Raw genomic sequence first — 24,434 nt, 5'->3', positions numbered from 1 at the left:
TTCAGTACCCCTCTAACCAGTCTCCCTAGTGTCGAGTCTTGTCAATTGACTCGGCCGCAACGTGGTCACCAAACTGCGCGAACCAGGTTCATTTTGGGGCGAATACCTGGTGACCATCTGGTAGAGAAAGAGACTTCCCATGAAGGTGCTGTTCACCTGCTTCGCGCACAACACGCACTACTATCCGATGGTGCCGTTGGCGTGGGCCCTGCGTACGGCGGGGCACGAGGTCCGCGTCGCCAGCCAGCCCGACCTGGTCCCCACGATCACGCAGACCGGTCTGACCGCGGTACCGGTGGGGCCAACGGACTGGTCCAGCAACGACCCCTGGGCGCCGGACCTGCTCGAGATGGTTCATGAGGAGGGCACCGAACACGTCAAGGGTTTCGATTTCACCGGCCGCGACCGTGCACAGTGGACCTGGGAACACCTGCTTGGCGTGGAGAACGTCATGGTTTCCGCGCTGCTCGCTACCATGAACAACTTTCCGATGATCGACGATCTTGTCGACTTCGCCCAGGGGTGGCAACCCGACCTGGTGGTCTGGGAGACCTTCACGTTCGCCGGCGCGGTCGCGGCGAAAGTCACGGGGGCAGCACATGCGCGCCTCATCTGGGGGCCGGACATCGCGTTGCGTGCCCGTCAGGAGTTCCTGCGGCAGGGCGCGCTCCAGGCTCCGGAACACCGGGAGGACCCGACCGGTGAGTGGCTGGAAACCGTTCTGCAGCGCTACGACCGCCACTTCGACGAAGAATTGCTGACCGGGCAGTGGACCATCGACACCACGCCACGCAGCACGCGCCTCGATCTCGGACTGCGCACCACCGGCGTCCGCTACGTCCCGTACAACGGGCCCTCGACCGTGCCGGACTGGCTGCGGACGCCGCCCGACCGGCCCCGGATCTGCCTGACGCTCGGCTTGACCGCACGCGAAATGGGCCACACCATAGTCTCGCTCAGCGAAGTCCTCGACGCCATGGCCGATCTGGACGTGGAGGTCGTGGCGACACTCGATGCCTCCCAGCGTGCGCAGGTACCCAACGTTCCGGACAACACCCGAGTGGTCGACTTCGTCCCGATGAACGACCTGCTGCCCACCTGTGCCGCGATCGTGCACCAGGGCGGGTGTGGCACGAGATCGACGGCGCAGCTGCACGGAGTGCCACAGATCATCCTGGCGTACGGATGGGACACCATGGTCACCGCCGAACGCATCGCCGCGCTCGGCGCAGGGTTCGGTGTCCCGGCGGCGGAACTGACGGCAGCCGCCTTGCGGGCGAAGGTCGAGCTTCTGCTTACGGACCCGTCGTTCACCCTGGCCGCCCGAAGACTGCGCCAGGAAACGTTGGCGGAACCGAGTCCGAACGACTTCGTGCCTCTTCTCGAGAAACTGACGGTCGAACACCGTTGACCCAATCCCACTCGAACGAACACCGCAAAGGCGGGACACATGCAGGAGAACAAGATCTACGAAGAAGAGTACGTCGAAGTGTATGACTTCATCCACGGCGGCCGGGGGAAGAACTATGTCGCAGAGGCGAAGACCGCCCTCGACCTCATCCGGTCCCGCAAACCCGACGTGAGCTCACTGCTTGATGTCGCCTGCGGGACCGGGAGCCACCTGCTGCACTTCCGTGAAGAACTCGATGATGTCGAGGGATTGGAAATCTCCGGCCGGATGCTGGCGCTCGCGGAGACGAAGTTGCCCGGAGTGCGTCTGTATCAGAGCGATATGCGCGAGTTCGATCTTGGGCGCAAGTTCGACGTGGTGACCTGTTTGTTCAGTTCGATCGCGCACCTCCCGACCGTTGACGACCTGAACTCCGCATTGCGTTCCTTCGCTCGCCATCTCAATCCCGGCGGAGTCGTCCTGGTCGAGCCGTTCTGGTCCGCGGACTCGTTCATTCCGGGGTTCGTCACCGCGGACTCCGTCGCGGTCGACGGGCGAGCTGCGAGCAGACTGTCTCATTCGACCCGGGATGGCGATGCGGCGGTGATCGAAGTGCAGTGTCTGGTGGCCGAATCGGAATCAGGGATTCGTCACCTGACCGAAACGACCCGGGTGACCCTCTTCACCGGGGAGCAGTACGAGGATTCGTTCGTCCAGGCCGGTTGCACGGTCGAACGACTGCCCGGCGGGCTGTCGGGCCGTGGGGTGCTCGTCGGTGTCCTGAAGGACTCGGTACACGGGTGACCAGGTCAGGCATCCAGCGAGAGAGGGCGATATGACGACCACTCCCAGCACGGCCCGTGACATGGACGACATGATCGCCTGGCTCAGTGACATGCGGCGACGTGAACCGGTCAGCTTCGACGAGCGAACCGGACGATGGCATGTCTTCCAGTACGAGGACGCCCGGAGGGTGCTGACCGATTTCACGGTCTTCTCCAACGACCTCAGCGCCTTCATTCCGGAGAACGAGGCGCTGGAAGCCTTCCAGAAGGGCAATTTCCAGGGCATGGACCCACCGCGGCACCGGCATCTGCGGGGACTGGTCAGCCAGGTGTTCACACCACGGTTCGTCGCTGGACTCAGGCCCCGGCTGGAGGCCGTGACCACCGAACTGCTCGACGCCGTGCGTGACCAGGACGAGTTCGACCTGATCGCCGACCTCGCCTATCCGCTGCCGGTGATCGTGATCGCCGAAGTCCTCGGGGTGCCGGCCGAGGACCGGTCGATGTTCCAGAACTGGGCCTCGACGATGCTGGTCGACAACGGTGTCGACGCCATCCTCAGCGAAGCGGGTGTCGAGGCCATGGTGCCGGTCATCAACGAGATGAACGAGTACCTCCTGGCCCATATCCGTCGTCATCGCGCGCGGCCGGACGATGGTCTGATCAGCAAACTGCTTGCGGTGGAAGAGGAAGGCCGACGACTCGGGGATCAGGAGATCATCGGTTTCCTTTCGCTGCTTCTGGTCGCCGGCCATTTGACCACGACCGCACTGCTCGGAAACTCGGTGATGTGTCTCGGCCGGAACTCCGCGGCGGCCGCGGATCTGCGTGCCGACCCGAGCTTGTCCGACAGCATGATCGAAGAGGTGCTGCGTTATCGTTCGCCGTTTCCGTGGGTGGACCGCGTCACGAAACAGAACGTGGCCATCGGCGGAAGGGAGATCCCCGAAGGCGTGATGGTGGATGTGTGGATCAGCTCGGCGAACCGGGATCCCGAGGTGTTCTCCGACCCGGAGCTGTTCGATATCCGGCGGGCGCCGAACCATCATCTCGCGTTCGGCAAGGGAATCCATTTCTGCCTCGGCGCCCCCCTTGCCAGGCTGGAAACCAAAGTCGCGTTGGGTCAGCTGCTGGACCGGTACCCGCGGCTTGTCGTTCCGCCCGAGGAACAGATCGAGTACCACGACCCGTACAGCATGCAGGGGGTCAAGCGGCTACCTCTGACGGTCGTTCCGGCGTAGTGCGGATCTCCTCTCCGGTTAGGAAGCCTGATGCGCGTTTTGTTCACCACCTTCGCGGCCAAACCACACCTTTACAGCATGGTGCCCTTGGCGTGGGCACTGCACACGGCGGGCCACGAGGTCCGGGTGGCCAGCCAGCCGGACCTCGTGGACGAGATCACCCGGGCCAGTCTGATCGCGGTGCCGATCGGCGAAGAACTCAAGCTGGAAGAGTCCTACGAAGAACTGCACGAGGAGCTTGACAGCGACGAGTCGTTCGAAAGCCTCGGTATCGATATTTCCGAAACGCGTGCTGAGAAGCTCACCTGGGAGTACACCCTTGGTGTCTCCACTGTGTACAGCTCACTGGTGTTGCCCAGCATGACGGACGACCGGACGATCGACGATATCGTGAAGTTCGCCAGGCAGTGGAGGCCGGACCTGGTTGTCTGGGATCCCCTGACCTTCTCCGGCGCGGTCGCGGCCAAGGTCACCGGGGCCGCCCACGCCCGCATGCTGTTCGGACTCGATTTCATGGCGAACATGCGCACCGCCTTCACCCGTCTGCTGGAGCGCAGGCCACCCGAGTTGCGCGACGACCCGCTGCGTGAATGGCTGACACCGATACTGGCGCGGTTCGGCTGTGACTTCACCGAGGACATGGCGGTGGGCCAGTGGACCATCGACACCATGCCGTCCTGGTTGCGACTACCGGTGGATCTCGACTACGTCCCCATGCGTTTCGTCCCGTACCACGGCCAGTCGTCGGTCCCGGACTGGGTTCACCGACGGCCGGCCCGAACCCGGGTGTGCCTGACGCTCGGGGTGTCGGGGCGTGAGGTCATCGGCGGCGACACATTGCCGGTCGCCGACATGATCAAAGCTGTGGAGGGTCTCGATGTCGAGGTGGTCGCCACCCTGACCGCGGAACAGGTCGAGCAGGTTCCGGAAATTCCGCAGAACGTTCGCCTGGTCGACTTCGTTCCGCTGAACGTGCTCCTGCCGACCTGCTCGGCAATCATCCACCACGGCGGCCAGGGCGCGTTCGGAACGGCGCTCGCCACTGGTGTTCCACAGCTCATCGTCCCCAACCAGGACGACTGGGACACCTATGCCAAGGCAAGGGAGTCGGCAGGCCGAGGTATCGGCCTCTTCGTCGATCCGGGCGAACTCACTGCGGCTACACTGCGAAGTTCACTCCTGAGATTGCTGGATGAACCGGAATTCCGGGAGAAAGCCGAACGTGATCGCCGCGGACTGCTGGCCATCCCGAACCCCAACGACATCGTCGCGGAACTCGAAGAACGCACCGCGCGCCACGGAGCCCGGTGATGGCGGGGTACAGAAGTCGCTCATTGTCGCTTGACCCCGATTCGGGCGCCGGCCGCTATCTTCTGCCGTCATGAGGCCAACGCGCGGGAGCGACCAGGGGAGTGGCGTGGTCATCACCGGTGGTGGCACGGGGATCGGCCGGGCGACCGCACGGGCTTTCGCCGATTCCGGGGCGGATGTCCTCATCGTCGGCCGCTCGGAGTCGACCCTGGCGGAAACCGCAGCCGGGTGCCGTCGTATTCGCTACCTCGTGACCGACATCAGCGAGCCGGACGCGCCGGAGAAGATCGTCAACTTCGCCCAGCGGGAAGTCGGCAGAATCGACGTGCTCGTCAACAACGCCGTGGTCATCTCTCCCGCCGTTCTCGGAGAGATCGACAGGGCCGCGACGGAAAAGCAGATCGCGACCACGTTGTACGCTCCGCTCTTTCTCACGCAGTGCGCGCTTCCGGCACTGGAGGCAAGTGGTGGCACGGTGGTCAACATCAGCACCGCCGGATCCCTCGGCCGTCGTGGTTGGCGGGGAATGTCGGTATACGGCGCGGGAAAGGTCGCGCTCGACTTTCTGACCCGGACCTGGGCGGTCGAACTCGCACCGCGCGGTATCCGGGTGGTCGCCATTGCCCCTGGCGTGATCGACACGGGTATCGGCGAACGAATGGGCTGGAGCCCGGAGGAGAACGCGCGCCACCTGGAGCAGCGGCGGGCGAGCATACCGGCGGGCCGGACCGGCAGGCCGGAAGAGATCGCCTGGTGGATCATGCAGCTCACGAAACCCGAGGCGGGCTACGCGTCCGGCATCGTGCTGCCGCTGGACGGAGCCGCGTTCCTTTCCTGAGCTGAATGCTCGATCCCGGTTTTCACATCGGATGTGCCCGCCCTCATCGAAGGTCTTGGGAGGAAAAATGTCGGATCCTGAGCGGCGAGTGGCTCTTGTCACCGGCGCCACCAGCGGTATCGGCCTGGCGATCACCGAAAACCTCGCCGCGCAGGGGATCAGCGTCTTCGTCTGCGCACGCGATGCGGCCAACGTCGACACGACGGTGAAGCAGTTGCGGGCATCCGGTTTCGAGGTCGACGGGACTGCCTGCGACGTTCGGTCGGCCGACAACGTGCGAGGGTACGTGACGGCCGCGGTCGACCGTTACGGGCCAGTGGACATCCTGGTGAACAATGCCGGTCGCAGCGGCGGCGGCGTCACCGCGGAGATCGAGGACGAGCTGTGGTTCGACGTCATCGACACCAACCTCAACAGCGTGTTCCGGATGACCCGTGAGGTGCTGACCACCGGCGGAATGCTGACGAAGGACCGCGGCCGGGTGGTCAACATCGCCTCGACGGCCGGCAAGCAGGGGGTGGTGCTGGGAGCTCCGTACTCCGCGTCGAAGCACGGGGTGGTCGGCTTCACCAAGGCACTGGGCAAGGAGTTGGCCACCACCGGCATCACCGTGAACTCCGTGTGTCCCGGCTATGTCGAAACTCCCATGGCGCAGCGGGTGCGGCAGGGATATGCGGCCGCGTGGGGCGCCACCGAGGAAGAGATCCTCGAGCGCTTCCAGGAGAAGATCCCATTGGGTCGCTACTCCACCCCGGCCGAGGTCGCCGGGCTGGTCGGCTATCTGGTCTCCGGCACAGCGGGATCGATCACCGCTCAGGCCATCAACGTCTGCGGTGGCCTCGGCAACTTCTGACCGGGACATGGGCACCAGGTCAGCCCGGAAGCACGACAATCGACAAGGAGATGCCATGTCGCAGTCCGATGCCCGTGAGGCACAGCACGAAATCCTCGTGTCCGCCGCGGCGGACACGGTCTACCAACTCATCGCGGACGTACGAAACTGGCCGCGGCTCTTCCCGCCGACCGTGCACGCCGACCGCCTGGAACACACTGGCTCGGACGAGCGGATCCAGATCTGGGCCACCGCCAACGGTGAGGCGAAGACCTGGACCTCGCGCCGCCGACTGGACCCGGCCGCGCTCCGGGTCGAGTTCCGGCAGGAGCGTTCGCAGCCACCGGTCGCCGAAATGGGCGGTACGTGGCTGGTCGAACCCCGATCGGCGACCGAATGCCGGGTTCGGTTGCTGCACGACTACCGAGCGGCCGACGACGATCCGGTGAAACTGGACTGGATCGAGCGCGCGGTGGACCGCAACAGCACCGCCGAACTGGCGGCGTTGAAGGTCAACGCCGAGCGGGCCATCGACGGGGACGACCTGACGTTCTCGTTCGCGGACACGGTGTCGGTCGACGGGTCGGCAAAGGACGTCTACGGCTTCATCAACGAGGCGCACCTGTGGCCGGAGCGGCTGCCACACGTTGCCAAGGTGTCGTTGTCGGAGAGCAGCCCCGGGCTGCAGTTGCTGGAGATGGACACCGAGACCAAGGACGGGGCGGTGCACACGACCAAGTCGGTACGGGTGTGCTTCGCAGGCAGAAAGATCGTGTACAAGCAGGTCGTGGTGCCTGCATTGATGGACCTGCACACCGGACAGTGGCTGTTCGAGGAACACGACGACCTGGTTTCGGTCACTTCACAGCACACGGTGGCGATCAACCCGGCGAACATCTCCACGATTCTCGGAGCAACGGCCACCGTGGAGGACGCCCGCGACTATGTCAGGAACGCGTTGAGCACCAACAGCTTGACGACACTCGCACACGCCAAGGACTACGCGGAGCGGCGGGCGTGAGCGAGCCCGGATGCCGCGCCCGACGCAAGCCGAATGGCAGGAAAGCGGCCACGCGGCGGGGAAATCCTGAAAGAGGAGGAACAGATGGCCTTGTTCGCCGTTCTGGCAACGCAGGACCCAACCGGAATCAGCGCGGACGAATTCCGTCGGCGGCTACCGGATGGCTTCGGGTACACCCGGGGTCTGGTGGAAAAGGGGATCATCAGGCACAGCTGGATACGGGTCGGGGCCGCGGGTGGCCTGAACATCTACGACGTCGACTCGCATGAACAGCTGTTGTCCGTACTGTACGCCAACCCGCTCAGCCCGCATTTGCGGTTCGAGGTCATTCCGCTTGCGCAGCCGGACAGCTTCGACTCGATCGCATTCGGACCGGAGACCTGACGGGGCACCAGTGCGCGAGACGAACGGACGTGCCGGAATCGGTCGTCCGTTCTCTCGTGCGTGCGGCGAGACTTCTGGGTCAGAGCGCCGCCAGAACCTGACGCAGGGCGTCGATCACCTTATCCTGTGCATCTGGCGACAACGAGGGATACATCGGCAGCGAGAATATCTCGTCGGCCAGTTTCTCGGTCACCGGCAACGAACCAGCCTCCTGGTCGAGATGGGCGAAGCCGGACATCGTGTGCACGGGCCATCGGTAGCTGACGTTGAGCACGATGTCGTAGGCCTTGAGCGCTTCCAGGATGTCGTCCCGCCGCAGATGGCGCACAACGTACAGGTAGTACACATGATTGTTGCTCTGGTTGACCGTGGGTAGCACGAGACCGGTGTCGCCCAGGCCCTCGGCGTAGCGTTCGGCGACCGCACGCCTGCCCGCGATGTACGCGTCGAGGCGACGCAGCTTGCGGCGCAGAATCTCGGCTTGTACGTCGTCAAGGCGGCTGTTGTGCCCAGGTGTCTCGACGACGTAGTACCGGTCCTCCATGCCGTAGTACCTCAGCCGCCGCAGCCGCCGCTCGACCACGCTATCCGAGGTGATCGTGGCGCCGCCGTCACCGTAGGCGCCGAGGACCTTGGTCGGGTAGAACGAGTAGGCAGCGGCGTCGCCCATCGTGCCCGCGAGCAGCCCGTTGTAGCGAGCGCCGTGCGACTGCGCGCAGTCCTCGAGTACGACCAGGCCGTGCCGGGCGCACAATGCCTTCAGGGGTTCCATGTCAACGCACTGGCCGTAGAGGTGTACCGGCAGTACACACTTCGTCCTCGGCGTGATGGCTGCCTCGACCTGGCCGACGTCCATCAGGTAGTCGTCCTCGCGGACGTCGACGAACACCGGGATGGCGCCGATCGCGTCGATGGCGACCACGGTGGGAGCCGCCGTGTTCGACACCGTGATCACCTCGTCGCCGCGTCCGACTCCGAGAGCTTGCAGGCCGAGTTTGATGGCGTTGGTACCGTTGTCCACACCCACACAGTGCGAAACACCATGATATGCGGCGAACTCCTCCTCGAAGCCCCGCATACTCTTGCCGAACACGAGCTGGCCGGAGCTGAAGACCTGCTGGACGGCGTCGAGGATGTCCCCGCGTTCTTTCTCGTACTCCTGCAAATAGTCCCACACGAGAATGGTCATGGATGCGCCTTGTCTCCCTGGAGTCCTGTGATCCTCGCCGAGCGAACCAGATGATCCTAGAAACCGGGCATTGGCTTCCTCCAGGAAAACTCGTATATCACTGAAGGGCGGGTGCACTAGCGACGCTCTAGTGTTCTTCTGCGTGAGTGGCCGTACGCTGCCAAAATGATCGAATGTCGCGTGTGCGCCGGTTCTCTCTCCGAGTTCATTGATTTTGGTCGTCAACCGCTTTCCGATGCCTTCCGGAAGCCCGACGACAGCACGCCTGAGTTCTTCTTCCGGCTGGCGGTGGGAATATGTGAGTCCTGCACGATGGTACAACTGGTCGAGGAAGTGCCCCGCGACCGCATGTTCCACCAGGAATATCCTTATCATTCCTCGGGTTCGGCTGTGATGAGCAAACACTTCGCCAAGACCGCCCACTACTTTCTCGAGACCGAACTGACCGGCGCCGATCCCTTCATCGTGGAGATCGGATGCAACGACGGCATCATGCTCAAGACCATTCGTGAGGCCGGCGTTCGGCACCTCGGTGTGGAGCCGTCCGGTGGTGTCGCCGAACTGGCCAGGAGCGAGGGTGTGCGGGTGCGTACCGACTTTTTCGAGGAGTCGTCGGCAAGCAAGATCCGCGCGGCCGAAGGGCCCGCGGACGTCATCTACGCGGCCAACACGATCTGCCATATTCCCTACATCGAGTCGATCTTCCGTGGGGTGGACGCGCTGCTGTCCGCAGCGGGTGTCTTCGTGTTCGAGGACCCGTATCTGGGCGACATCGTGGAGCGCACCGCTTTCGACCAGATCTATGACGAGCACTTTTTCTTCTTCACGGTTCGTTCCGTGGGAGCGATGGCGCAGCGGTTCGGTTTCGAGCTGGTCGACGTCGAGCGGCTGGCCGTGCACGGTGGCGAGGTCCGCTACACCATCGCCCGTGCCGGGAGCCGTACCCCCTCCGCGGCGACGGCCGAGCTGCTGGCCGAGGAACAGGCCCGGGGCCTTGCCGAGCGCACCACCTTCGACCACTTCGCGGACGCGGTCGGACAGGTGCGGGACGATCTGATCGCCCTCCTGCGCCGGCTGCGCGACGAGGGCAGCCGGGTGGTGGCCTACGGCGCGACCGCGAAAAGCGCGACCGTTGCCAACTACTGTGGTATCGGCCCTGACCTGGTGCCGTTCGTCTGTGACACGACGTTGGTCAAGCAGGGCAGGCTCACCCCCGGCTCGCACCTGCCGGTCCGTCCGGTCACGGCGTTCGCCGACCCCTATCCTGACTATGCGTTGCTCTTCGCCTGGAACCACGCGGAGGAGATCATGGCGAAGGAACAACAGTTCCGGGACGCCGGCGGGCGCTGGATTCTGTACGTCCCCGAAGTCAAGATCATCTGAGTGAAGAAGGTCAGGAAGTCCGACGACTCGGCAGGCAAGCCATTGGAGGATTCCGAACGAGCCGAGCTGGAGCGGTTGCGGGCGGAGAACGCCGAGCTGAAGATGCAGGTCGAGTTCGCAAAAAGTAGCGACCTGGTTCGGATGAGACAAGCAGTGAAATTCGCTGCGATCGCGGACTGGGCGGACTCCGATGGCTTCCCTGTCGAGTTCATGTGCCGCGAGCTGGGCGTGTCCCGCTCGGGCACGCCGTGTCCCCGAAGCGGGTCTGGCGGCTCATGCGCGACGCCGGTCTGCGAGGTCGACACCCCAAGCCGTGGAAACGCGCCACGATCCCTGGCGACGCCCCGGTTCCGACACCGGACCTGATCGGCCGCGACTTCACCGCCGAGGCGGTCAATCAGCGCTGGTGCGGAGATATCCCTGGCGAGTTCGCCGAATACTGCACGAACAACGGAGAGCCGCAGCTGCTCGGCCAGCGTCCGGACACCGACCCGGACACCTCGCAATCCGGCTGAATCGATCCACAGTCGGGTATCCGCCACGGAGAGAGCACCCGTTGCTTTGCACCGGATCGCCAACAACACCAGGCCCGTCCGGACTTCTGCGCAGGTCAGATCCCTAACCGCCAGCGCGATCGCCGAGGGAAGGCACCGCCATCCGTACATAGGCGAGTTTCGCCGGAGATCATCAACGAGAAGGCGGCGAATCAAACGAACGTCGTCGGCCGTGATCGCGTTCGACACCCGCGCGACCACAACCCGCTCTGGTTGCACACCACCTGAGTCGACACCCATGGGCCACAGTGTGGGGAGCGTCGAGCATCGGGGCAAGCACGCGATGGCGCACTTTCGCGAACTGTCCAGCCACGGCCGGTCGCACGCCGCCATGCTGTGCTGTGGTTGCCGTCATGAGCGGGATATTCATCAACTTCCGGAAACAGGACGAACCGGGGTTCGCGGCTCTCTTGCAGCGCGAACTGAGCAGGTGCTTCGGCACCACAGTGGTCTTCTACGCCAGCACAACAATTCGCCCCGGGGACAATTACGAATTCGGGCTGCTTGACGGAGTCCGCCGCGCTCAGGTGCTGGTAGCCGTCATCGGGCCTCGCTGGCTCAGTACACCGCACGAGTCAGGCGGGAGGGCCGTCGACCACCGGACTGATTGGGTGCGACGCGAGATCGCAGAAGCCCTATCGCGCGGCACACGCGTGATACCGATCCTCATCAACGACGTTGAACGCCTGACCAACGCCACGCTTCCCGACGACATCAGTCACCTCGTCAAGTGTCAGTACCTGCGGCTGCGTCATGACAACCTCGAGTATGACCTCGCTCGGATAATTGCGGAACTCGGCATGCACATCGGAGATCGTTCCCAGCCCGATTCATTGAACCAATGACTTCAAACGCTCGCTTCTGTCGACGAGCAGATGGCATCGCGTCAACGTAAAGGTTTAAAGGGACGGGGACCGCAGCATGACCGACCAGTTCCCGCTGGGGGCCGCCGCGCGCTCGGCCGCTCGTATCTGGACCGCCGTCGGCGGAATCGTCACCGGCCTGGCCGGTGTTGGCGTCATCACCGCGACCGGCACCAGCATTGACCTCGCCTCAGTTTCCGATCTCTCCGCAGGCTTGTTCTCACTCGGCACAAATCTGCGGGGCAGGCTGAGTTCCGGGGAAGTTATGGGCGAGGACGTCGCACAGCTTCCGGGTCGCTGCCTCGGTGTCGATCGTCCACGGGGTAATGCTGTGGTCCTTGCTGCCGCTGGCCAGCGTGGTTCCATCGGCATTCCACGCCAGTGAGGTGACCGGCTCGGTATGTCCGGTGAGGGTGGCCCATCGGCTGCGGTCGCCGGTGTCCCATAGCGCTACGGTCTCGTCGCCACTGGCGATCGCGAGTTTCTTGCCGTCCGGACTGTAGGCCATGGTGTGGATCAGGCTGGTGTAGCTGGAAATATCGCTGAGGTGCCTCGGCCTGGCGGGGTCTGTGGTGTCCCAAAAGGTGATGGTGCCGTTCTGAGCCGCGGTCGCCACGGTGTTTCCGTCCGGGCTGAACGCGACCGCGCTGATCAGACCTGCATGTGTATCCATTGTGGATAAAAGGATATGGCTGGCGCTGTCTCTGAACTGGATCGCGCCGAAATGAGTGGCGACAACGAAGAGCCGCCCGGTCGGGCTGTAATTGATATCTACCGCGGTCACCTCGCCGAGCGGCACGTCGGTGCGTTGCCAGGTGGCAGTGTTCCATCGCACGAGGCTCTGGCTGTTGTCGGCGACGGTGAGGGTTTTCCCGTCCGGGCTGAAGATTGCTTTGCGGACGGAGGAAGCGTGCCCGGACAGTGTGATGACCTTTCGCAGGCTGCTGGTCTCCCACACGCTGACCTCGGCGCTGCCGCTGACGGTGGTGAACAGCTTCCCGTCCGGGCTGAACACCGGGCCCGGTGACAAGGCGGTACTGCTCACTGCGTTCGGTACGGCCGTGGCTATGGCTCCCTGCTGGATGTCCCACGCCAGGAGCGTGCCGTCCGTACCACCGCTGAGGAGAGTTCTCCCGTCCGGTGCGTAGGCGGCCCCGGTGACCGCGCCGGTGTGGCCGAGAAACGGTAGCTGAGTCCGGTCCCAGACCAGAAAGCTGGACCAGCCGTCGATACCGACGACGAGTTGGCCATTCGGGCTGATCCCACCAAGGCTGAGCCACGCTGGTTTACCGGTGCGTAACTGGCCGATCCGAGCGTGCTTGACGGCGTCCCAGACGAGCAGGGTTCCATCGGCGTCCGACGAGTACAGCCTTCCGCCTTCCGGTACGAAGGCGAGACTCGTTACCTCAGCCCGGTGCCCGGGCAACTCCGCTTGCAGCACGCGGGTTTCGGCGTTCCAGAGCTGGATTGTGTGGGCGCTCGTCGCGGTGGCGATCAGCCGGCCGTCGGCGCTGAACGCCACGGCCGTGGCCGGCCCGGCCCCACCGGGTAGCGCCGCGCGGGGCGATCGGGAGGCCATCTCCCACAGGGTGATCTGCCCGTTCGGTTCGGTGGTGGCGAGTGTCCCGCCATCCGGTGCGAACGCGATCTTGGCGTAGAAGCCTTGGTGGGTGTCCAGCGTGGTCACCGGCGTCGCGGTGAGCGGATCCCAGAGCCGGAAGAAGCTGGTCTCGAGGTTCTTGCCGGTGATCGATGCCAGCGACCGGCCGTCTGGGCTGAAGGCGAGATTGGTGAAGATCAGACCGGGCTCCGTGCCGCGGACCAGTAAGGTGCGAGAGGGAATGTTCCAGATCAACAGTTCGCCGCGGTCGGTGCCGACGGCGAGCCGCTGCCCGTCCCGGCTGAATGTAGCCGTCAGCGCCAAGGAGAACTGCCCGGACAATTCCACGCTACGGCTGCGCGAGGCGACGTCCCAGAGTACGACTTTTCCTGGTTCGCCACCCGCGGCCAGCCAGCGGCCATCGGAGGACAGCGCCGCGTCGGGAACGTTCCCTGCGGGCGGCACAAGTCGTGCCTGGTAGTCACGTCGCGAGGCCAAACTGAGCAGCACGCTGCGTGCTTCGGTGGTGGGGTGGGTGCGGTAGGCGTCCAGGCCGAGCCGGATCGCCTTGGCGACATCGCGGCCTGCCTCGTTCTGTGCCTCGGCGGCAAGCTGACGGGAGGTCGCGACCTCGCTGTCGGCGACCGCCACGATGCTGATACCCACCGCGGCCGCCAATAGTACGGCCAGGCTTGCGGCAAGCCAGCGGAACTGCCGGGCGTGCCGCTTGGCGGTATTGCGGGACCGGGCTTGCGCGGCCGTGCTGGCTTCAAGGAAAGCGCTCTCGCGGACGGTGAGCACGGCCTTGCCGCGACCGATCCATTCACGTGCGGCCGCGAGGCGAACGCCACGGTAGAGGGCGCCGGGATCGTGATCGTGCGATTCCCAGATATCGGTGGCCTCGGTCAGCTGCCGCCGTACCCGCAGGCCATCGCGATCCGCGGCCAGCCAGTCGCCCAGCCGCGGCCAAGCCTTGATCAGCGCCTCGTGGGCGATCTCCACGCTGTCCTCGCCCAGTGTCAACAGCCGGGCTTGAGCAAACGCATGCAGCACGATCGCGGTATCGGGATCGTCGTCGAGTTCCGTGCGCGCGATCCGGCGTTTGGTGTCCTCGGTACCTTCGCCGAGTGCGGTCAGCCGCAGGACGATGTCCTTGGCGCGGCGCTGCTGGGACGGCTGCAACGCCGCGTAGACCTGCTCGGCGGAGTTGGCGACCGCGCTGGCGATACCACCCGACGCAACGTAGCCGGCCAGGGTGAGCGCATTGCCTCGGCGTCGATGCCAGGTCTCCAACAGCGCATGCGACACCAGCGGTAAGACACAGGCCTGTCCGGAGGTTTCCCCGATGAGTCGGGACACCAGCGCGCCTTCGATCGTGTTTCCGGTCCGATGCGCGGGCTGGGTGATCATCGCCCGCAGCTCGTCGGTCGTCATCGTGGCGACGAGAACCTGTCCGTTTCTCAGGACTGGCACCAGTTCGGGATGTCTGGCGCAGTGGCCGTAGAAGTCGGCCCGCAGCCCGAGCACGACTCTGGCCCGATTGTTGGGTTCTTTCGTGGCGGCCAGCAGTGTTGCGATGAACGCCTGTCTTCGGGCACCGTCTTGGCAGAGCGTGAAGATCTCCTCGAACTGGTCGACCACCAGTACGAACTCTCGATCGCCGTGGCTGGTCAGCGCGTCGGTGAGGCGGCGTTCGTCGGCGAGGTGTTCGCTGGGTGTGATCAGCAGGGTCTCGCAGTCCAGGTTGGGCAGCAGCCCGGCCCGCAGCAGAGACGATTTACCGGACCCTGACGCACCGATGACGGCGACGAATCGCTGCTGGTCTACTGCGGCCAGTAATTCGCCGACAAGGTGCTCTCTGCCGAAATACTTTGTCGCGTCGCTTTGTTCGAACCGGGCGAGCCCGAGGTAGGGCGCGGGCTCGGCGACCCTGTGGTTGTCCGGTGTTGCCGGAATGCCCTCGGCTTCGGCTGCTGTGTGCCGCCATCGTGCTTCCCAGGCTTGTTCGTCGCCATCGCACACCCGTACGTAAGCGAGGGTGACCGCGAGGCTGGGCAGTCGCCGCCCGCCTGCCGCGTCCGCCAAGGTCGCGGGGGAGTAATGCGCGAGGCGAGCCAGCACCCGATAGCTGGGGCTGCCCACCTGCTGCCGGAGTTTCCGCAGCTCGAAGGCGAAGCGCTGGATTGGATCGGCATCCGGATCAAGCGGACGTTCCGGTCTTGGCATGCGCTGCCTACCCCTCGTGTTTCCCAGCGGTTGTCTGGGAGTTGTTTGTCTAACGATCAGCTTCGAACCAGACAACGTCAGCTGGAGTGATAGTGCCGGAGCGCACCTGAGGGCTGTGTCCAACCCCATGCGCATGTCCAGGTAGCGCGGTGCTGATGGGGGTTTGGCGATGTCGGTTTGGCCGATGAGTCGATGGATCTCGGTTTTGCTGGTGTTGGTTGTGGTGCTGCCGCTTGCCGGATCGGCGGTGGAACAGCTGGCACCAGCCGGTCCGCTGCCTGCAGGCGCGAGTGGGTCCGCGCCCGGTCAACGTAGCGGTACCGCTGGTGATGTCCGTGCGGGCGGCGCGGCGCAGGGTCTTGAGGTGGCGGCCCGGAACACCGAGCGACCACCGGGAGCGGTGCCCGACCAAGCGCACCTGCCCGAGATACGTGGATACGAACACAGCCCACAGACGGTCACCCCCGCGGTGGCCCCCCAGCCGCGTACAGGCGGCGGGTTCGATGCGAACACCAGTGTCGAGCAGGTCCCTGAGCGCACCGAACGCACCCAAACGTTCCACAACGCGGATGGCACCCGCACGCTGCGTGTGCACACCGATGACAAGCAGGTACGTCAGCCGGACGGTAGTTTACGGCCGGTCGATCTCGGCTTGGCGCCCGATGAGCGCGGCGTGCTCACGCCGAAGACCGGTCGTGCCGACGTGCGCTTCGCCGGGCGTATGTCCGCTGAGAACACCGCGAACCTCTCCTTCGATGACCGGCATGGGCTCGGCTACCGGCCGAACAGCGTGGCCGACGCACCCGCCGAGGTGGACGGCTCGAAGGTCAGCTATCGAGGCGTTCTTCCCGGCGTCGATCTGCGGTTCGCCGCGACCAATACCGGGTTCACCGAAGACCTGGTCCTGGCGGGTCCGCAGACCGCCACGTCGTTCTCCTCGCTGTTGCGGCCGAGAGGCCTCGAACCCCGGCTGGACCCCGCATCCGGTGCGGTAAATCTGGTCGACGATGAGGGCAAGGTCCATGCCCTGCTACCTACCGGGTATTTGGTCGACTCCGCCGGGCGCCCGGCGCGGTCCGAAGGTGTGCGGTACACGTTGGACAAACTCGACGCGGCCACGTGGCGGTTGCGCACCGACGTCGATAGTGCCTGGCTGCACGACCCTGCCAGGGTCTTCCCGGTCGTTGTCACCTCCTCGGCCGGGCGGTTCGATGCCGATGCCGACGACACCTTCGTGCGGACCGGCAGTACCGCCGACCACTCCCGTGAGCCCGGTCTGGAAGTCGGCAGCTCGAACGGTGGCAAGGACATTTCCCGGTCCTACCTGCGTTTCAGCGACGCCATGACACGACTGCGTAACCAGTATGTGGTGGGCGCCTCGCTGGTAGTGGACAACATCGAGTCCCAGACCTGCGAGCCGAGGCCCGTCACCGTCTTCGAGGTCAGCGAACCGTGGTCAGGCGCGGCCATGCGTTGGCCGGGAGCCGCGGTGGGGGAAGCACTGTCCACCAGGGAGTTCGCGCACGCGGGCAAGACCGGTAGCTGTGTCAACCCGGCATGGGAGGCATTCCCTCTCGAGCCCCGCCGGGTCAGCGAGTGGACTCACGGCGCACCGTTTCATGGCCTGAGCCTGCGCGCCACCAATGAGGGTGACAGTCATGGCTGGAAACGGTTCGCCGCGGTGGACTCGGCCAATAAGCCGTACCTGGATGTCACCTATTCCTCGGAGGGCGCGGCATACGAGGTCACCGGTGTAACCTTGCCGACAGCCAACCGGCACGGCGAAATACGTGCCGTTGTCACCAATCAAGGCTCCTCGCTCTGGCCCGCTGGCGGAGGCTTCCGGCTCGGCTATGTGGTCAAGCAGGACGGCAATGTGGTGGCTACCTCGCAGGGCACCGGGCCCGCCGTCGACATCGGGCCAGGTGGTAAGGGCAACTTCATCGTTCCGCTGCAGAATCTCGTTCCGGCGGTCTATGACGTAGAGATCACCATGTTCGACCCACAGGGGCGTGCATTCAACCAGGAGTACGGGGTTCCGTACGGCACGTTCAGGCTCAAGGTCGAAAACGTGCCGCCGACCAGTAACCGGCAGCAGCCGGGCAGTGGAGCGACCGTCGAGTCCTTGACTCCGACGCTCTACGCCGAGGGTATCGATCCGGACAACTGGCCTGCCAGCGGTCTGAAGTACCGCTTCGTCATCTGTGCCAACCAGGAGTTGACCGAAGGTTGTCAGGAGTCCGGCTGGACCGGGCAGTCTTGGGCACCACCTCGGAACACCCTGAAATGGAGCAGTACTTACTACTGGGCCGTGCGGGTGCATGACAACGTGGCCGAGACTCCCAACTGGGTCGGCCCACTGGTGCTGACCACAAGGGTGCCGCAACCGCAGATCACCGCGCATTTGGCCGGTAGTCCTGGATCCACTGAGGGGCCTGGTCTCGACCCGCAGATCGGGAACTACTCGACGGCGACCACCGATGTGTCGGTGCCCACCGTCGGGCCGGACCTGACTATTACCAGGACCTACAACAGTCTCGATCCTCGCCGCGACACCGCCTTCGGGGTCGGCTGGGCCTCCCGGCTGGACATGCGGCTGGCCGAAGACGGCGACAGCTCCGGCAACGTGGTCGTCACTTTTCCGAGCGGACGGCAGGTTCGGCTGGGACGCAACCCGGACGGTCCAGGCGAGCAACGCAACTACGCCCCACCGGCGGGCCAGAACATCACCCTGGTCTACAACCAGCGCGATGCCGTCTACACGCTGCGCGATGCCTCTGGTAGCCGCTGGCAATTCGACGCACTGGGACGGCTGGCCACGATCATTGATCCGGCAGGGTTGACCGAACGGCTGGAGTACAACATCAGCGACCAGGTCGTCGCGATCACCAACGACGTCAGCAAACGTTCGCTTTCGTTGATTTGGCGGGGAAAGCATGTCGAGAAGGTACAAACCGAAGCGCCCGAGCCGGGTGCGCAGCCACTGGTCTGGGCTTACGCACACGAGGGCGACCGGCTGACCAAGGCGTGTGCGCCGGGTGGGGCACCGAACTGTACTACCTACGGCTACCAGGTCGGTTCGCATTACCGCAGTTCGGTAATCGACGACAATCCGAAGGCATATTGGCGACTAGCGGAGACGACCGGTGACACGGCCGCGAACGCGGTGGCCCGTGCCGACGGCGCGAATGCCGGCAAGTACCACAACGTCGTGCTCGGGGCGGACGGCGCGGTGGGTGGCACCGTCGACAAGGCCGCGACGTTCGACGGCAACGGTAGCTTTGTCACGCTGCCGGAGAAGCTCACCACCGGCAGCATGTCGCTGGCCGTCGAACTGTGGTTCAAAACCACGCGCAATGGTGTCTTGATAGCGCACGCGGATCGGGCCTTCTCCGACCACGCGGGGCAGAGCACACCGGTGCTGTATGTCGGCACCGACGGCTTGCTGTATGGCGGATTCTCCATGCGTGAGGTCAGCGGTCCGCGGCAAGTAGCCAGCAAACGGCCGGTTAACGACGGAAATTGGCACCATGCGGTGGTTTCCGCGGCGATTGACCACCAGAAGATGTACCTGGACGGCGTCGAACAAGGTCAGGCCAACGGTTATGTCGACCACGGAAACCGTGGTCACCTGGTGCTCGGCGCGGGCAGTGGCAAGGATTGGCCCGCTACCAACGGTGCCGACTTCTACTTCGGGGGGTCAATCGACGAGGTAGCATTCTACCAGCACCCGCTGGGGGCACTGGCGGCCAAGCAGCATCACGCGGTCGGCCAGCCGATCGACCAGCTCGCGAGCATCACGCTGCCGCAGGACAACCGGCTCTTCGCCAAGCTCACCTACAACGACGTGCAAGATCGCGTTGCCATACTGACCGACCACGATGGTCGTGAATGGCGACTGGATACCCCGAAAGTCACCGAGACTACTGTGGGAGACAAGACCACCGCACGTCGTAACGTGGTGTTGCGCGGGCCGTATCCGGACTGGACCTATATCTTCGACCCGGATAACGGTGGCAGGCTCGTCGAGCGTGCACATTCGGGCCATAGCCGAAGATACGAGTACAACACCAAGGATTTCTCGTCGGTGGTGATCGACGAGAATGGTCACCGGACCGAGCAGACCACCGATGACCGTGGCAACGTGCTGAGTGAGAAGTCTTGTCGCACCAAGGACTCTTGTAATACCAGCTATTCCACCTACCTCAAGCCGAGTTCGGACCGGCTCGATCCGCGAACCGACAAGCTTGAGTCCACTTCGGATGCCCGCTCCAGCGGCGCGGACGATACTCGGTTCCGCACGACGTATACCTACGATGCCCTGGGCAGGTTGCAGCAGACCACTCTGCCTATGCCGCAGGGGGCGTCCGGGCAGCCGATCGAAACGCGCAGCTATACAAAGGGCACCGAGGCCGCGGTCGATGGGGGCACCGTACCGGCCGGACTGTTGCTCAAGGACATGGGACGGCGGGGTCAGGTCACGTCGTACTTCTACCGCCGCAACGGCGATCTCGCCGAGGTCAGTTCGCCGACCGGCCTTCGTACCAAGTATGGCTACGATCAGTTGGGACGGCAGAAGAAGGTCAGCGTGACCAACGGCGCGGACGCGCCCTTCGGTACCACTGAGTACACCTACACCGCCCGTTCGCAGGTCGAGTCCGTGACCGAGCCCGCCGTGCTCAACCCGATCACGGGCGTCTCGCATGCCAAGGTGACCAGGTATCGCTACGACGGCAACGGAAATACGGTGGAAACCACCGTCGGAGACACCACGGCCGTCGACAAGGGCGGGGACGCCACCCGCAGCACCACGTTCAGCTATGACGCACACGATCGGCTGGCCAGCACCACGTTCTCGGACGGCGGCCGGGAAACCAAGTCGTACCGCAACAACAACCTCGAGCAGACAATCACCGATGTTCGAGGGTTCAGCTGGACTTCCCAGTTCGATGACCGGGGACGACTGCGCGCCAGGAATGTGTCCGGAAAGGACGTCGACCCGGATAACCCCGCGGCGACCGTACTTACCCTGGAACTCCGGGAGTACGACCCAGTCGGCCGGCTGTCCTCGGTCAGTGACGCGATGGGCAGGCGCACGGCCTATAGCTATTACGACGATGACTTGCTGGCCGCCACCACCCGCAACGGCTATGTCGGTCCGGATCAGCAGACCAGAGACGTCGTGCTGGAGCGGCGTGGTTACGACTCCGCCGGCAATGTCACCGAATTGATCACCGCCGGTGATCGCAAGACAACCACGGAGTACGACGCGGCAGGTTATGAATCACGCAGTACCGTCGATCCGGCTGGGCTCAAGCGTACGACAGCCTACTTCCGGGACCGCGACGGGAACGCCGAGCGGATCGAAAGGTCCGGGGCGGTTGCACCGGGACGCGTCGAGGTCACTCGATACACATACGACCCCGCCAATCAGATCGCCAGAGAAGATGCTGAACTCGGTTCTGGGGTTGCACTGTCCACTGTGTACGATCGAGATGAGCGCGGTCTGCTCAAGCAGATGACGGACCGTCGCCTGCATAGCACCAGGTACGCCTACGACCCGGCCGGTCAACTGGTCTCCACCACGAACCCGCCGGTCGATGCCTGGGTGAATGGGGTCAAACGTGCTGGCTTCGTTGGTGCGGAAGTATTGGGGCGTAATGCTTTTGGCGAGATCACTCAGGCTCGTGACAGTTCAGGTGGGGTAACCAGGACCGAACACGACGCGATGGGCAGGCCGACCGGTGGGGTGTTGCCCGACTACACGCCGCCGGGTGGCCAGACCATCCGTGACGCCAGGACGACCACTGAGTACGACCGGGCCGGTAACCCAACCAAGACCACCGACTCGCTGGGACGAGTCACCGAGCAGAGCTACGATCCCTACGGCCGGATACGCAGTATCACGCTGCCCAAGGTCGGTGCGGCCCCCAATGTGGGGATCAGCCGCTACGACCGCAACGGCGAACTCGTCTCGAAGACCAGTCCGAGTGGGGCAGAGAGCAGGTTCACCTACGACGAGCTAGGGCGGCAGATCACCGCCACCGAGGTCGACCGATTCCCAGGGCCGACCGCTTACTACACCACCGAGCTGGGCTACGACGACGCAGGCAATGTCACGTCGACCAGAACGCCGCAGGGCTTCGTGTCCAGTGCCACGTACAACGCGGCCGACGAGATGGCGAAGCAGACCGATGCCACCGGCCGCGTGACGACAACGGCTTACGACGACCTCGGTAGACCGACCACGGTGACCGACGCGGCTGGCTTGATCAGCACGACGACGTACGACCTGCGCGGCAGGCCGACCCGTACCGCGCATGTCATCGGAGGCCAGGAAAAGCGCGCTACCACAAGTGAATATGACGAGAACAGCAATCTCGTAGCGCGCACCACGCCCGAAGGCCGGCGAACCACCCACGGTTATGACGCGCTGAACCGGCCGGTGGCGCAGACCGAACGGATCGACGCGAACAAGTCCATCGAGACCTCGCTCGGTTATGACCTGCTGGGTAACCGAAGCCGCTTCGTCGATGGTGAGCAACGGGCCACCAACTACACCTACAACAGTTGGGGGCTCACCGAGACGACGGTCGATCCGGAGACCGCCAACGGGAAAGAACTGTCCGCACGCACCTGGACCACCGCGTACAACGCGGGTGGCGAAGCCGTTCGGCACACCGCGCCGGGTGGCGTGACCAGGGTGCGTGAGTACGACGCCCAGGGTCGCTTGTCCGTGGAGAAGGGCATGGGGGCCGAGGTCGCGACCACCGAACGGACCTTTGGTTACGACGCCGACGGACGGACGACGAAGGTCAGCGGTGTTGCCGGGGAATCGACTTACGGGTACGACGACCGGGGCAATCTGATCGGCTCGGCCGGAGCAGCAGGCAATGGGAGGTATTCCTACAACGGCGACGGCACGCTGGCCGCCCGCACCGATGCCAGTGGCACCGCGAGCTTCAGCTACGACAGTGCGGGACGGCTGACCAGTACTGCTGATTCGCTGACCGGTCGAACCGTGGATCAGGGTTATGACCAAGCGGGTCGACTGTCCACTGTGACCGACCGGGCGGTCGCCTCGCGGATCTCCCGCAAGCTCGACTACGACGAGTTCGGCAGATTGTCGTCGGACAAGGTGGTGCAGACCTATGACGGGGGTGTGCCACCGCGTACCCCGCTCGGCGTGGAATACGGGTACGACCTCGATGACAAGCTGAAGACCAAGACTTCGGTCAGTTCGGCCGGTGCGGCGGCCAACCGCTACGACTACGACGGTGCGGGCCGGTTGACGTCGTGGACCGACCCGGCCGGTAAGGCCACCGGCTACGGCTGGGACAAGGCGAGTAACCGGATCTCGGCCGGGGACACGACCTTCACCTACGACGAACGCAACCGGCTGCGGTCTGGTGGCGGCGCGACCTACGACTACACCGCGCGGGGAACGCTTTCCTCGGTCACCGAGAACGGCCAGACCCGCAAACTTAGCTTCGACGCCTTCGACCGGCTGGCGAGTGATGGCGGGACGAACTACCGGTACGACAGCCTGGACCGGGTCACCGACCGCAATGGCACGGCCTTCCAGTACGCGGGTACGTCCAACGAGACGGTTTCCGACGGTAAACGGCTGGTGAGCCGACTGCCCGATGGCACGGCGTTATCGGACAAAGCGGTCGGTGCGACTGGGCCAGGCAAGATGCTGTTCGCCGACCAGCACGGCGACGTGGTGGGCCGGTACCTCGGCGCAGGCGTCGATGGGCAGCGCACGTTCGATCCGTTCGGCAAGGTGACGGCTTCGTCGGTGGAGACCTCGAACATCGGTTACCAGGGCGACTGGACCGATGGTGATACCGGTGCGGTCAATATGACGGCCCGCTGGTACTCGCCGGGCACCGGCACCTTCGCCAGCCGCGACGACTGGAACAACGCACCGCAGCCCTCGTCAGCCGCCAACCGTTACGCGTACGGCAACAGCGACCCGATCGCCCACGCCGACCCAACTGGCCACAACCCAGTAATCGCTTTCTTGATTGCGTTGATTATTCGGGAAATCGGTCGCCGGATAATCGTGTGGATTGCAAAGAAACTTACACTCCAAGCAATCAGGATAAAAATAGCGAGGATGTTCAAAGCAGAATTAAAGGAGTTGGAAGAATCTCTGAAGAATATCCCGGGCAGCTCAACCACGAACATTGCCCCTGGGGCGGACTGGCTCGGCGAAAATGGCATACCTCGTTTCCGTGTGGTTAACCCGCCGAATAAAACCGGAAAACCTTCGAGTGGATCTGGTAAATCAGGTGGCTCAAAGTCGCGAAGTGATTCCAGGAAGGGCAAGAAATCAAAGAAGCCGAGCGTGACTGGTCAGGGTGTTAAGTCCGTGCCGAAGCCGCCGCCTCCGCCGCAGTGGTTGGTGAACGCGATGACTCCACTGGAGCGTCCGGAGGCTGGAAGTACGGTCACCCTCTTCCGGGATCCGATCGTGTTCCTGCAACCGACCGAAATAATCGATCGCAGTCTCCACTACGTCGACGAAGTGACCCGTATCACGATGGATGACACGGACCAGGAAATACAGCAGGCCGGGGAAATCGGGCGAAGGGCCGGTCCTGACCGGGCCAGCCTGCTCGCCGAGGTGACTGAAGACGAAGACGAATAGGTCATTTTCAACGACCACATCAGAAGTAACAGTGATCAGGAGAAAGTGTTAATGAGAAGACTGCGACGGGCGGCCGTGCTGGCCGTGGGAATAACGCTGGGGGCGGCTGTCGTCGCATCGCCAGGGTGGGCGGAACCGGACAGACCGGGGGTGAACTCGGC

The 24,434-nt window shown here is 64.2% G+C and carries 14 protein-coding genes; 12 read left to right on the top strand and 2 right to left on the bottom strand.

Translation table 11 applies throughout. The features are described from left to right. The first annotated feature begins 139 nt into the window (after window positions 1-139). From ACLARN_RS23110 to ACLARN_RS23075, 8 genes are all read left to right on the top strand, one after another. Window positions 140-1,411, top strand: a complete 1,272-nt coding sequence (locus ACLARN_RS23110; protein WP_409493534.1) for an activator-dependent family glycosyltransferase — start codon at window positions 140-142, stop codon at window positions 1,409-1,411. Between the two features lie 39 nt (window positions 1,412-1,450). Continuing rightward, a complete protein-coding gene (locus tag ACLARN_RS23105; RefSeq protein ID WP_409493533.1) occupies window positions 1,451-2,194 on the top strand; it encodes a class I SAM-dependent DNA methyltransferase in 744 nt (247 codons plus the stop codon). Window positions 2,195-2,225: 31 nt separating this feature from the next. Beyond that, window positions 2,226-3,416: a cytochrome P450 gene (locus ACLARN_RS23100; protein WP_409493532.1), complete on the top strand. Its 1,191-nt coding sequence runs from the start codon at window positions 2,226-2,228 to the stop codon at window positions 3,414-3,416. Between the two features lie 30 nt (window positions 3,417-3,446). Further along, entirely contained in the window at window positions 3,447-4,727 is a 1,281-nt protein-coding gene (locus ACLARN_RS23095) for an activator-dependent family glycosyltransferase (RefSeq protein ID WP_409493531.1), read from the top strand. A gap of 70 nt (window positions 4,728-4,797) precedes the next feature. Continuing rightward, window positions 4,798-5,565, top strand: a complete 768-nt coding sequence (locus ACLARN_RS23090; RefSeq protein ID WP_409493530.1) for an SDR family NAD(P)-dependent oxidoreductase — start codon at window positions 4,798-4,800, stop codon at window positions 5,563-5,565. Between the two features lie 67 nt (window positions 5,566-5,632). Next, window positions 5,633-6,418: an SDR family NAD(P)-dependent oxidoreductase gene (locus ACLARN_RS23085; protein WP_409493529.1), complete on the top strand. Its 786-nt coding sequence runs from the start codon at window positions 5,633-5,635 to the stop codon at window positions 6,416-6,418. Between the two features lie 55 nt (window positions 6,419-6,473). Further along, complete coding sequence (locus ACLARN_RS23080) at window positions 6,474-7,418, top strand: aromatase/cyclase (protein ID WP_409493528.1); 945 nt, start codon at window positions 6,474-6,476, stop codon at window positions 7,416-7,418. 84 nt (window positions 7,419-7,502) lie between these two features. Next, window positions 7,503-7,802, top strand: coding sequence for a muconolactone Delta-isomerase family protein (locus ACLARN_RS23075; RefSeq protein WP_409493527.1), 300 nt, complete (start codon window positions 7,503-7,505; stop codon window positions 7,800-7,802). A 79-nt stretch (window positions 7,803-7,881) separates the two neighbouring features. Here ACLARN_RS23075 and ACLARN_RS23070 read toward each other — a convergent pair whose 3' ends face one another. After that, window positions 7,882-8,991: a DegT/DnrJ/EryC1/StrS family aminotransferase gene (locus ACLARN_RS23070; RefSeq protein WP_409493526.1), complete on the bottom strand. Its 1,110-nt coding sequence runs from the start codon at window positions 8,989-8,991 to the stop codon at window positions 7,882-7,884. A 165-nt stretch (window positions 8,992-9,156) separates the two neighbouring features. Between ACLARN_RS23070 and ACLARN_RS23065 the strand changes: the two genes are divergently transcribed. From ACLARN_RS23065 to ACLARN_RS23055, 3 genes are all read left to right on the top strand, one after another. Further along, a complete protein-coding gene (locus tag ACLARN_RS23065) occupies window positions 9,157-10,374 on the top strand; it encodes a methyltransferase domain-containing protein (RefSeq protein WP_409493525.1) in 1,218 nt (405 codons plus the stop codon). A 212-nt stretch (window positions 10,375-10,586) separates the two neighbouring features. Continuing rightward, window positions 10,587-10,889, top strand: coding sequence for a hypothetical protein (locus ACLARN_RS23060; RefSeq protein WP_409493524.1), 303 nt, complete (start codon window positions 10,587-10,589; stop codon window positions 10,887-10,889). A 392-nt stretch (window positions 10,890-11,281) separates the two neighbouring features. Then, window positions 11,282-11,773, top strand: coding sequence for a toll/interleukin-1 receptor domain-containing protein (locus ACLARN_RS23055; RefSeq protein ID WP_409493523.1), 492 nt, complete (start codon window positions 11,282-11,284; stop codon window positions 11,771-11,773). Between the two features lie 238 nt (window positions 11,774-12,011). On the opposite strand, the gene ACLARN_RS23050 is transcribed toward ACLARN_RS23055, so the two are convergent. Then, on the bottom strand, window positions 12,012-15,617 hold the full coding sequence (locus ACLARN_RS23050) for a helix-turn-helix domain-containing protein (RefSeq protein WP_409493522.1): 3,606 nt from the start codon (window positions 15,615-15,617) through the stop codon (window positions 12,012-12,014). A gap of 184 nt (window positions 15,618-15,801) precedes the next feature. Between ACLARN_RS23050 and ACLARN_RS23045 the strand changes: the two genes are divergently transcribed. After that, window positions 15,802-24,273, top strand: a complete 8,472-nt coding sequence (locus ACLARN_RS23045) for a LamG-like jellyroll fold domain-containing protein (RefSeq protein WP_409493521.1) — start codon at window positions 15,802-15,804, stop codon at window positions 24,271-24,273. Window positions 24,274-24,434: the final 161 nt, after the last annotated feature.

Source organism: Amycolatopsis sp. cmx-11-12 (assembly GCF_046269425.1).
Lineage (GTDB): Bacteria > Actinomycetota > Actinomycetes > Mycobacteriales > Pseudonocardiaceae > Amycolatopsis.
Note: the sequence above shows the minus strand (reverse complement) of the source record. Positions and strands in the feature narration are given on the sequence as shown.